Raw genomic sequence first — 10,646 nt, 5'->3', positions numbered from 1 at the left:
CGCCGTGGTGACCGTCGGCGTCGGCTACGGCTCGCTGGCGCTGGTCGATGGCCTCTGGAGTGTCGACTACCGGTTCTGGGTGCTGGGGCTGAAGCCGCTGGACGGGCTGCACCTCACCTACGCCCTGGCCTATCTGCCGTTGTGGACCCTGTTCTTCCTTGTGGCCCTGCGCGCGCTCCACGCGAACCTGGCCCTGAAGGGACAGGGGAAGGGTCAGTATGTCGTCGCCGCGCTCGCCATGAGCCTGGGCTTCGTCGCGCTGGAGGCGATCCAGTATGGCAGCCTGTTCGCCACCGGCGTCCTGGCGATGGCCGAACCGCTGAACACCATCGTCGGCATCCAGTTCGTGCCGCTGCTGGCGGTCGTGGGGGTCATCGCGGTCTTCACCTATCGGCGGACCAATTCCTATGTCCCAGGCGCGCTGATCTGCGCCCTGTTCATCACCTGGTACGTGGTCTCGGGCACGGCGACCCACTGGTCGCCGGACTTCCAGTTGCCGATCCCGGGGCGCGGCTAGGGCTTGCCGACCCGTTTGGCCATCAGCAGGTCCGGCTTGCCGTAGCCGTTGGCGTCGGGGATGAGGCCGACGGGCTCATAGCCGTGACGGCGGTAGAAGAAGAACGCGTGGCCAGTGGTTGGCGCGATCGCGGCCAGCTTCGACAGGGCGTCCGGAAACACCTCGGCGCCAAACAGGCTTGTCCCGCCGACCTCGTCGTCCGTGCCCAGATAGACGGTCAGCTTACCCAGGGCGGCCGCCCGCGTCTCCAGAGCAGCCAGCAGAGCCGCGCCAACGCCCCTGGCCTGGTGTGCCGGGTCCACCACCATGGGGTGCAGTTCGACGGCCTTGGGGTAGCTATCGATCCCGCCAACGAAGCCAACCACCACGCCCTCGATCAGGGCGGCCAAGGCGAACCGGTCGGGATCGTCGAAAAAGGTGGCTACCTCCGCCGCGGCCGCCTCGCCCTGATAAGCGCCGATGGGCGCGAAGCCATCGCGCATCACTTGCGCGGCCTGGGCGCGCTGGTCGTGTGTCAGGGCTGAGACGTCGACGATGTCCATGGAGTCACGACATAGGCGCAGCGCCGTGCTCCCGCCAGGATATGCTCGACGCGTTCGATCCTGGCCGGCGCCAACATCATTTCGAACAGGGCAAGTTCCGATCGGCAGAAGCCCTGGCACGCCGTGGCGGCGGCGCAGATCGGGCAATGGTTCTCGACCAGCAGATATGCCCCGTCTTCCCGGCGGCTCCATTGCGCCATGTAGCCCTCGGCGCCGCGGATTTGCGCCAGGCGTTCCAGGCGATCCTCCAGGGCCGTGGCGCCGTCCAGCGCCTTGCGATAGCCGACCTCGATCGACACCTCCCGGCGCTTGATCAGGCGGTCCAGGCCCTCGTCTCCGAACTCGCCGCGCACGGCCTCGATCAGCTCCACGGTCATCTGGGCGTGGGTGTCGGGGAACCGCTGGTTCCCCAGCGGGGTGAGCGACCAGGAGCGGCGGGGCCGCCCGACGCCCATGCGTTCGGTGACGTGCTCCACCAGACCCTCGGCGGCCAGCTTTTCCATTTGCAGCCGGGCGGCCTGCCGGGTCACACCCACGGCCTGCGCGAGCGCCGCGGTCTGGGCGGGGCCTTTGCTCTTCAGGAGCAGGAGGATCTGGTCGGAGGTTGTTCGCATTTGACAACTGGATAGTTGCAAAATTCGCAAGCCGGGTCTACCTCGGATTTGTAAAGTCGGAGATTGTCAAATGACGGTAGGGTCGCGGGCGGACGGAAGCTGGGCCGATGTGCTGGGCGACGGCCGTCTGCCGCGCTTCGTCCTGATCTGCCTGGGCGTCTGGATCAGCGCCGCCGACTCCCTGGTCACGGCCACCATCATGCCCAGCGTCGGGGCCGATCTGGGCGGCTACGCCTATTTCGGCTGGGCGACCGCGGGATTCTTGCTGGGCTCGGTCCTGGCCGGGGCGAGCTCGGGTTTGCTGGCCCTGCGCTTCGGCCTGCGCAGAGCAACGGCGGCCGCGGCCCTGCTCTACGCCGTCGGCTGCGGGCTGAGTGCGGCGGGGCCGGATATCGCGAGCTTCCTGATCGGCCGGGTCCTGCAGGGGCTCGGCGGCGGCTGGGTGGTGGGCTTCTGTTCGGTGGCCATCGGCCTGATGTTCCCCGACCGCCTGCTGCCCCGGGTCTACGCCGCCGTCACCGGCATCTGGGGAATCGCCAGTCTGCTGGGTCCGCTGATCGGCGGGATCTTCGCCGACCTTGACGCCTGGCGCTGGGTGTTCTGGCTGTTCGCGATCCAGGCCCTGGGCGTGGCCTGGGCGGCCTGGGCGCTGCTGCCGGCCGATGGCCAGGCCGGCGACAGCCGGGTGGCCTGGCCCCAGCTCGGTCTGATCGCCGCCGGTGTCGGCGCCATCGGCCTGGCCGACATCGTCCACGACTTCGCCCGGTCCATCGGCCTGACCGCCCTCGGCGTCGGCCTGTTGATCGCCATGGTCGCCGTGGATGGCGGAGCCAAGGTGCGCCTGCTGCCCAAGGGTTCCGGCGACCTGCGCACCATCGCCGGCTCGGGCTTCGCCGCCATGTTCCTGCTGACCACGGCGTCCATGGGCTTTTCGATCTACGGCCCGGCGATCCTGCAGACCCTCGCGGGGCTGTCGGCCCTGGGCGCGGGCTACATCATCGCCGTCGAGGCCCTGGTCTGGACCGTGCTGGGCCTGGCCGTCGCCCACCTGACGGGGCCCTGGCCGCGGCGAATGATCCGGGCGGGCGCTGTCATGGCGACCCTGGGCGTCATTGGCAGCGCTCTCGTCTTTCCCGACGCTTCCATTCCCGGCGTCGTGGTGGCGGGCGCCTTCCTGGGCGGCGGATTTGGCCTGTCCTGGGCGTTCATGAGCCAGCGGCTGCTGGCAAGCCTGCCCGAAGGCGAGGAGCGGGCCATCGGGGCCGCGGCCATGACCACCGTGCGCCTGACCGGCTCGGCCGTGGGCGCCGCCGCCGCCGCCGCGGTCGCCAATCTCGTCGGGTTCTCCGGCGGGCTGACCGACGCCAGCGCGCAGGCGGCCGGCCTGTGGGTGTTTGTCGCCGTCGCCCCGGTCTCGATGCTGGGGGTCTGGGCCGCCTGGCGGCTCAGCGCGGAACGGGCCTAGAGCTGATCCAGGCCGAAGCCGGCGTGCAGGGCGCGGACGGCGAGTTCCGTATAGGCTGCGTCGATTAGCACGCTGATCTTGATCTCGCTGGTGGAGATCACCTGGATGTTCACGCCCTTCTCGGCCAGGGCCTTGAACATGGTCTTGGCCACGCCCGTGTGACTGCGCATGCCCACCCCGATCACCGAGACCTTGGCCACGTCCTCGTTCACCTGCACGTCGTCGAAGCCGATCTTCGGCTGGGCGGCGCGGACGATGTCGACGGCGCGCTGGGCGTCGCGCTTGCCGACGGTGAATTCCATGTTGGCGGTGTCTGCGGTGCGCGCGTGGCTCTGGACGATCATGTCCACGTTCACGTTGGCGTCGGCGAGCGCGCCGAAGATCTCGGACGAGACGCCCGGATGGTCGGGCAGGCCGAACAGGCTGATCTTCGCCTCGTCGCGGCTGTAGGCGACGCCGCTAACGATCCGCTTTTCCATGATCTCTTCCTCGTCGCACACGATGGTGCCTTGGCCGGGCGCTTCGCCGGGCTCGACAAAACTGGACAACACCCGCACCGGCACGTTCTGGGCCATGGCGAGCTCGACCGAACGGGTCTGCAGCACCTTGGCGCCCAAGGACGCCATCTCCAGCATCTCCTCGTAGGAGATCTTGTTGAGCTTGCGGGCCTTGCTCTCGATGCGCGGGTCGGTGGTGTAGACGCCGTCGACGTCGGTGTAGATGTCGCAGCGGATGGCTTTCACCGCCGCGGCGATGGCCACGGCGCTGGTGTCGGAGCCACCGCGGCCCAGGGTGGCGATCCGGTTGTCGCGGGTCACGCCCTGGAAGCCCGCGATCACCGCGATCTCGCCGGCGTCCAGCGCCTTGTCGAGGTTCTCCGAGGGGATGTCGTCGATCCGGGCGCGGCCGTGGGCGTCGTCGGCGATGATCGGGATCTGCCACCCCATCCAGGATCGCGCCGGCAGGCCCATGTTGCGCAGGGTCATGGCCAGCAGACCCGCCGTCACCTGTTCGCCTGAGGCGACCACGGTGTCGTACTCGTCGTCGGAGGGCGTCAGTCCCTGAACCGCCGCGCCGGCGCCGTCGGTCCAGGCGACCAGTTCATTGGTCTTGCCGGACATGGCCGAGACCACCACGGCGACCTGATGTCCGGCCGCCACCTCGGCGGCCACCAGCCGTCCGACGCGCCGGATGCGCTCCAGGTCGGCCACGGACGTGCCGCCGAATTTCATCACCAGCCGGGACAGGGCGAAGACTCCGCGTGAAAGGTAAGGCTGCGCCTCATAGCGGCGCCGGCCGAAAGGGGCAATGTCTGCCTTTCGCACATCTGAAAACCGGGCTTTCCGGCAAGAAGGCGCCCGCCCACAGGCCTTCGTCGCGTAGGGACTAGCGCGCCGCGTCTCGCCGGTGGAAAAGGACGGCCATGACCGCCGCCGCCACCTCCATCGACCCGGAAGAGGTCGAACGCTTTTCCCGCATCGCCGCCGAATGGTGGGATCCGAAAGGCAAGTTCGCGCCGCTGCACAAGTTCAATCCCGTGCGCCTGTCGTTCATCCGCGAGCAGGCCCTGGTCCGCTTCGGCCGCGACGCCTCCGCCCGCAGACCGTTCGAGGGGCTGCGCCTGCTGGACATCGGCTGCGGCGGCGGACTGCTCTGCGAGCCCATGACCCGGCTGGGCTTCGACGTCACGGGTGTCGACGCCTCGCCGCGCAACATTGGCACCGCTTCCGCCCATGCCGCCGAGCAGGGCCTGGCCATCGACTACCGCGCCTCCACCGCCGAGGACCTGCTGGCCGCCAGCGAGCCGGCCTTCGACCTGATCCTCAACATGGAGGTGATCGAGCACGTGGCCGATCCGGCCAGCTATCTGCGCGATTGCGCCCGGCTGCTGGCCCCGGGCGGCCTGATGATCGTCGCCACGCTCAACCGCACGCTCAAGGCCTTCGCTCTGGCCAAGGTCGGGGCCGAGTACGTCCTGCGCTGGCTGCCGGCCGGAACCCACGACTGGACCAAGTTCCTGAAGCCGGACGAGCTACGCGGTTTCCTCGCCGGCGAACCGGTCGCGGTGCAGGGACCATTCGGCGTCAGCTACGATCCCCTGGGCGGGCGCTGGTCGCGTTCATCGGACTGCGACATCAACTACATGATGACGGTCACCCGCGACGTGGCGTAAAGAGCGCCCTCAAGGGGAAGTATCCATGCCTTCGATACGCGTGCTCAGTCACGCTTTCCGCGCCTGGCGGCGCAACATGAAATGGGCCAAGCACGAGCCCGAGACTCCCTACCTCGCCGACCTCCTGTCCGGATCGCCGGTGTGCCTGCACGTGGGCGCCAGCGACGGCCGCCACTCCTACGTCATGACCCAGGTCGCGCCTGACGCGCGCATCTACGCCTTTGAGCCCTCGGCCTTCACCTTCGAGGTGCTGAAACTTTGCCTGACTTGGCACGGCATCGCCGGCCAGGTGACGCCGATCCACGCGGCGGTCTCCGACACCTCGGGCGAGCTGTTGCTGGTGACGCCCAAGAAAACCTCGGGCCGCATGGGCCGCGCCTACGCCTTCGTCGCCGAGACCGCGCCGGAGGGACAGGTCCGCCCGGACCTGGAGGACACCGGCGTCGAGATCCAGCCGACCCCGGTGGTCACCCTGGACGACTACTGCCTGCGCCATGGCGTGGACCGGGTCGACTTCATCCGCATGGATATCGAGGGCGCCGAACAGAAGGCGCTGAAAGGCGCGGAGCAGGTCATCGACCGCGACCTGCCGCACGTCCTGCTGGAGATCCATCCGATCATGCTGGAAAGCCGCTTCGGCGGCTCGGCCGACGCGGTGGTCGAGATGTTCCGCTCGCGCGGCTACCGCATGTTCGCGCTGAACGGCGACCGGCTGGAGGAGCGCACGACGGTCGAACCCGACCTGCCATGGAAAGACTATTTCTTCGTCCACCCCAGCCGCGCGCCCAGCCTGCCAGATGGCGTGTTCAAGGCGCGGATGGCGGCCTGAGCCCTCTGGCGCGGTCCGGGGCCGCGTCCTACCCTCATCTGAACAACGATAAGGGAGAAGGTCGCCGATGCTGGCTCTGATGATGGACCGGGCGTTAAGCCTGCCGTCGATCCTGGAATACGCCGCGACCTACCATGGCGATCGCGAGGTGGTGACGCGCACCCTCGAGGGGCCGATCCATCGCTACACCTACGCCGACGCCCTCAAGCGGGCCAAGCGGATGGCCAATGCGCTCACCGCTCTGGGCGTGAAGCCGGGCGATCGGGTGGCGACCCTGGCCTGGAGCACCTATCGCCACTTCGAGCTCTACTACGCCGTCTCCGGGATCGGGGCGATCCTGCACACCATCAATCCGCGCCTGCATCCCGACCAGGTCGCCTGGGTCGCCAACCACGCCGAGGACTCGGTGCTGCTGTTCGACATCAGCTTTGGCGAACTGGTGGCTGAGCTGGCGCCCAAGATGACCACGGTGAAGACCCTGGTCGCAATGACCGACCGCGAGCATCTTCCCAAGGACGCGCCGGCTCGGACCCTGGTCTATGAGGAGCTGATCGAGGCCAATTCACCGGACTTCGTCTGGCCCGAGCTCGATGAGCGGCAGGCCTCGGGCCTCTGTTACACCTCAGGCACGACCGGCAATCCGAAGGGCGTTCTGTACGGCCACCGCTCGACGGTGCTGCACGCCATGGCCCTGGTGGCGCCGGACGCCTTCGACCTGTCGGCCCGCGACACCGTGCTGCCCTGCGCCCAGATGTACCACGCGAACGCCTGGTGCACGCCCTACGCCGCCCCCCTGGTCGGGGCCAAGCTGGTCTTGCCGGGCCGCCAGCTGGACGGACCTTCGATCTGCGAGCTGGCGGTCGCGGAACAGGCGACCTTCCTGCTGGGGGTGCCGACCATCTGGGTGGGGGTGCTGGATCACCTGGACCAGACCGGCCAGAAGCTGACGACGGTGCGCAACGTGGCCGTCGGCGGCTCGGCGCCCACCGCGACCTTGATGCGGCGGGTGGAGGACCAGCTCGGCGCCACCGTTCGCCAGATCTGGGGGATGACCGAGACCAGCCCCATGGGCGTGATCAACACCGCGCTCGACCGCCACGCCGCCGAGGACGCGGACGCGGCCTACGCCCGCAAGCTCAAGCAGGGGCGGGGGATGTTCGGCGTCGAGTTGCGGATCATGGGCCATGACGGAACCATCCAGCCGCGGGACGGGACCAGCGTCGGCGCCCTGCAGGTGCGCGGCCCATGGGTCAGTTCGGCCTACTACAAGAACGACGGCGCCGACGTCTTCCTGGCCGACGGCTGGTTCGACACGGGCGACATCGCCACAATCGACCCCGAGGGCTATCTGCGGCTCACCGACCGGGCCAAGGACGTGATCAAGTCGGGCGGGGAGTGGATCTCCACGCTGGACCTCGAAGACGCGGTCTCATCTCACCCGGCCGTGGCGTTGGCGGCCGCCATCGGGGTGCCGGATCCCAAGTGGGACGAGCGACCACTGTTGCTGGTCACCCTGCGACCGGGACAGACCGCGGATCCCGAGGTCCTCAAGGCCCACGTGGCCGCGCGCGTCGCCAAATGGTGGACACCGGACGAGGTGCGGATCGTCGACGAACTGCCCATCGGCCCGACCGGCAAGGTGCTGAAACGCCAGCTGCGTGACCGGTTGGCCACGCCGTCCTGAAACCGCGCCGGCGCCGCGAACCGTCCTTGTCGTTCTGCGTTCACTTCCCACGTCCAGGATGTGGACGGGGAGGCGACGGATCTTGGCGCGGAAGAGACCCAAAGGCGTGCTTTCCATGGGGTGGGCGGCGATCGAGGCCGCGGCCGCCGGACGGACGGAACACGCGCCCACCTCCGCCGACTATCCCGACAGCGTCGTGCGCCGGATGCGCTTCGACGCCGGGGCCGGCCTAGGCTGGCGGATTTCCGCGATCACCACGCCCCGCGCGAAGACCGCGCCCTGGAAGATCGTCGTGGTGACGGGCGCGCCGTCGTGGGCGGAATACTGGGCTCCGGCTTTGGCCTCCCTGCCGCAGGATCGCGAGATGACCGTGGTGGATCGGCCGGGCTACGCCGGCTCTGAGCCCGTGGAGTATGTCGGCGACATCGCCGTCCAGGCTCGCGCCCTGGCGCCGCTGCTGGACGCCAAGCCGGGTCAGAAGGTGCTGCTGGTCGGTCAGTCCTACGGGGCGGCCATCGCCTCTCTCATGGCCGCCGACAATCCACGCAAGGTGGCCGGACTGGTCCTGCTATCGGGCTATTTCGGTGAGTCAGGACCTACGGCGCGCTGGCTTCTGGACGTGGGATCGCGCCTGCTGAAGGTCATCCCCCGCGACCTGCGCCACGCGGTGATGGAGGTGAGCAATCAGCCAGCCCAGCTCGAGGGCATGCGGGCCGCGCTCGCCCGGCTGCGGGTTCCGGTGCACGTGATCCACGGCGACAAGGACGACTTCGCGCCCATCGAGATCGCCGAGCGTCTGGTCGCCGAGACTCGTACGCGACGCCCGATCCGCTTCGAGCGCGTGGCCGGCGCCAACCACTTTCTGAACGATGGCCCGACTGAAACCCTGCTCTCCCACATCGAGGCGTGCATCCCTCGGCCGTTCGTCCTGAAGCTCCCGTCGCTGCCCAAGATTCCGTCTTGGCCGTGGCTGAAGTCCAAGGATCAGCGGCGGACCGCCGCACCCGCCTGAGTGGAACTTACCGGCGCCGGCCTCGTTAGGGACCCTGCTGGGGCCAACGAGGGAAACATTCTTATGACCATCAAGCTTCTTCTGGCCGGCGCCGCCGCCGTCACGCTCGCCTTCCCCGCCATGGCGCAAGTTCCTGCCGCCACGCCGTCCGTCGCGGGCCAGGTCGGCGCCTCCGTGGCGACGCCGCCGGTCAACCCCGATCCCATGAAACCGGCGACTGACGCGATGAGCTCCCCGGCGAAGGGCGTCCCCGCGACCCAGGCCCAAGCCGAAACCGGCATGGCGGCTAATGTCTCGGCCACCGAGGCCGATCTGAAGACCGGCGCCACGGTCACCGATGCGACCGGCGCGGAGATCGGCAAGATCTCCAAAGTCACCAAGAAGGCCGACGGCGGTCACCAGGTCACCTTGAGCGCCAACGGCAAGACCGTGGCGGTCCCGGCGACCAGCCTCTCGATTTCCGGTGGCGCGCTGGTTTCCAGCGAGTCCAAGACCGACATCTGGGGCGCGCCGAAGTAAGTCGACGACCGAAACGAGACATGAGGCCCCGGCTCACGTCGGGGCCTCTTTCGTTTTCGGCAATCCGCACCGCGCCACGGAAAACCTCTTGGCCCTCGCCATCTGAACGGCGATAAGGTTGGCCTTGCGAAAGCTGCGGCCATACCGCGACTTCGAAACATCAGCCCTTTGGGGCGTCGGTTAGGGGAAACGCTGACATGAAGGCCGCAGTGCTGCGTGAAGTGGGCAAGCCGCTTCAGATCGAGAACGTCCAGATCAACAAGCCCGGCCCGCGCGAGGTGCTGATCCGCACCAAGGCCGCTGGCCTGTGCCACTCCGACCTGCACTTCATGGAAGGGTCCTATCCGCATCCGTTGCCCGCGGTCCTAGGCCATGAGAGCGCCGGCGTCGTCGAGGCGGTCGGTTCGGAAGTCCGCACGGTGAAGGTGGGCGATCATGTCATCACCTGCCTCTCGGCCTACTGCGGCCACTGCGAGTCCTGCCTGACCGGCCACCTGTCGCTGTGCGTCTCGCCCGAGACCAAGCGCGGCGCCGACGATGAGCCCCGTCTGTCGGCGGCCAACGGCCCGATGATGCAGTACCTGAACCTGTCGTCCTTCGCCGAGCAGATGCTGATCCACGAGCATGCCTGCGTCGCGATCCGCAAGGACATGCCGCTCGACCGCGCCGCCCTCATCGGCTGTTCGGTGATGACCGGCGTCGGCGCGGCGATCCACACCTCCAACGTCCGTCCTGGCGAGACCGTGGCTGTCATCGGCCTGGGCGGCGTCGGCCTGGCCGCTGTCAACGGCGCAGCGATCGCCGGGGCGGGCCGGATCATCGCCATCGACATGGTCGCCTCCAAGGGCAACCTGGCCAAGGAATTCGGCGCCACCGACTTCATCGACGCCTCCCAGACCGACGCGGTGAAGGAAGTGATCGAGATGACCAAGGGCGGCGTCCACCACTCGTTCGAGGCCATCGGTCTCAGCAAGACCGCCGAGCAGGCCTTCAACATGCTGCGCCGCGGCGGCACCGCCAACGTCATCGGCATGATCCCGGTCGGCCAGACCATCACCCTGATGGGCGCCGCCTTCCTGGGCGAGAAGCGGATCCAGGGTTCGCTGATGGGCTCCAACCGCTTCCCGGTCGACATGCCCCGCCTGGTCGACTTCTACATGTCGGGCAAGCTGAAGCTGGACGAGATGGTGTCGCAGCGCATCAAGCTGGAACAGGTCAATGAAGGCTTCGCCGACATGAAGAAGGGCGAACTGGCCCGTTCGGTGATCGTGTTCGACTGATACAATACACG

General features: G+C 68.2%; 11 protein-coding genes. 8 read left to right on the top strand and 3 right to left on the bottom strand.

Annotation, left to right across the window (positions count from 1 at the left end):
* The coding region (locus tag RMO04_RS02555; protein WP_309643227.1) for a hypothetical protein at positions 1-517 on the top strand (517 nt) is incomplete at its 5' end.
* Here RMO04_RS02555 and RMO04_RS02550 read toward each other — a convergent pair.
* Together RMO04_RS02550 and RMO04_RS02545 are read right to left on the bottom strand one after the other, a co-directional pair.
* The gene (locus RMO04_RS02550; protein ID WP_309643226.1) at positions 514-1,059 is read right to left on the bottom strand and encodes a GNAT family N-acetyltransferase; all 546 of its coding nucleotides are present in this window, start codon (positions 1,057-1,059) and stop codon (positions 514-516) included. The two genes, RMO04_RS02555 and RMO04_RS02550, sit on opposite strands and share 4 nt — an antisense overlap.
* Entirely contained in the window at positions 1,032-1,673 is a 642-nt protein-coding gene (locus tag RMO04_RS02545; RefSeq protein WP_309643225.1) for a metalloregulator ArsR/SmtB family transcription factor, read from the bottom strand. The genes RMO04_RS02550 and RMO04_RS02545 overlap by 28 nt, the downstream gene beginning before the upstream one ends.
* Before the next feature lie 70 nt (positions 1,674-1,743).
* Between RMO04_RS02545 and RMO04_RS02540 the strand changes: the two genes are divergently transcribed.
* Positions 1,744-3,138, top strand: coding sequence for an MFS transporter (locus RMO04_RS02540; protein ID WP_309643224.1), 1,395 nt, complete (start codon positions 1,744-1,746; stop codon positions 3,136-3,138).
* On the opposite strand, the gene RMO04_RS02535 is transcribed toward RMO04_RS02540, so the two are convergent.
* Positions 3,135-4,385, bottom strand: coding sequence for an aspartate kinase (locus RMO04_RS02535; RefSeq protein ID WP_309643228.1), 1,251 nt, complete (start codon positions 4,383-4,385; stop codon positions 3,135-3,137). The two genes, RMO04_RS02540 and RMO04_RS02535, sit on opposite strands and share 4 nt — an antisense overlap.
* A gap of 176 nt (positions 4,386-4,561) precedes the next feature.
* Between RMO04_RS02535 and ubiG the strand changes: the two genes are divergently transcribed.
* From ubiG to RMO04_RS02505, 6 genes are all read left to right on the top strand, one after another.
* Positions 4,562-5,311 (top strand): bifunctional 2-polyprenyl-6-hydroxyphenol methylase/3-demethylubiquinol 3-O-methyltransferase UbiG, encoded by a 750-nt coding sequence (gene ubiG / locus RMO04_RS02530; protein WP_309643223.1) that lies wholly within the window; start codon positions 4,562-4,564, stop codon positions 5,309-5,311.
* A gap of 25 nt (positions 5,312-5,336) precedes the next feature.
* Complete coding sequence (locus tag RMO04_RS02525; RefSeq protein ID WP_309643222.1) at positions 5,337-6,140, top strand: FkbM family methyltransferase; 804 nt, start codon at positions 5,337-5,339, stop codon at positions 6,138-6,140.
* Between the two features lie 67 nt (positions 6,141-6,207).
* Positions 6,208-7,824, top strand: a complete 1,617-nt coding sequence (locus tag RMO04_RS02520; RefSeq protein WP_309643221.1) for a long-chain fatty acid--CoA ligase — start codon at positions 6,208-6,210, stop codon at positions 7,822-7,824.
* Between the two features lie 82 nt (positions 7,825-7,906).
* The gene (locus RMO04_RS02515; protein ID WP_309643220.1) at positions 7,907-8,836 is read left to right on the top strand and encodes an alpha/beta hydrolase; all 930 of its coding nucleotides are present in this window, start codon (positions 7,907-7,909) and stop codon (positions 8,834-8,836) included.
* 63 nt (positions 8,837-8,899) lie between these two features.
* Positions 8,900-9,355 (top strand): hypothetical protein, encoded by a 456-nt coding sequence (locus RMO04_RS02510; RefSeq protein ID WP_309643219.1) that lies wholly within the window; start codon positions 8,900-8,902, stop codon positions 9,353-9,355.
* Positions 9,356-9,552: 197 nt separating this feature from the next.
* The gene (locus tag RMO04_RS02505) at positions 9,553-10,635 is read left to right on the top strand and encodes a Zn-dependent alcohol dehydrogenase (protein ID WP_309643218.1); all 1,083 of its coding nucleotides are present in this window, start codon (positions 9,553-9,555) and stop codon (positions 10,633-10,635) included.
* Positions 10,636-10,646 lie beyond the last annotated feature (11 nt).

The organism is Phenylobacterium sp., from assembly GCF_031412415.1.
GTDB lineage: Bacteria > Pseudomonadota > Alphaproteobacteria > Caulobacterales > Caulobacteraceae > Phenylobacterium.
This window is presented reverse-complemented; position numbering and strand designations above follow the sequence as displayed.

Excerpts from the sequence above, each read along its gene's own strand:
- RMO04_RS02550 (WP_309643226.1), bottom strand. The coding sequence starts at position 1,059 with ATGGACATCGTCGACGTCTCAGCCCTGACACACGACCAGCGCGCCCAG.
- RMO04_RS02545 (WP_309643225.1), bottom strand. The coding sequence starts at position 1,673 with ATGCGAACAACCTCCGACCAGATCCTCCTGCTCCTGAAGAGCAAAGGC.
- RMO04_RS02540 (WP_309643224.1), top strand. The coding sequence starts at position 1,744 with ATGACGGTAGGGTCGCGGGCGGACGGAAGCTGGGCCGATGTGCTGGGC.
- ubiG (WP_309643223.1), top strand. The coding sequence starts at position 4,562 with ATGACCGCCGCCGCCACCTCCATCGACCCGGAAGAGGTCGAACGCTTT.
- RMO04_RS02525 (WP_309643222.1), top strand. The coding sequence starts at position 5,337 with ATGCCTTCGATACGCGTGCTCAGTCACGCTTTCCGCGCCTGGCGGCGC.
- RMO04_RS02520 (WP_309643221.1), top strand. The coding sequence starts at position 6,208 with ATGCTGGCTCTGATGATGGACCGGGCGTTAAGCCTGCCGTCGATCCTG.
- RMO04_RS02510 (WP_309643219.1), top strand. The coding sequence starts at position 8,900 with ATGACCATCAAGCTTCTTCTGGCCGGCGCCGCCGCCGTCACGCTCGCC.
- RMO04_RS02505 (WP_309643218.1), top strand. The coding sequence starts at position 9,553 with ATGAAGGCCGCAGTGCTGCGTGAAGTGGGCAAGCCGCTTCAGATCGAG.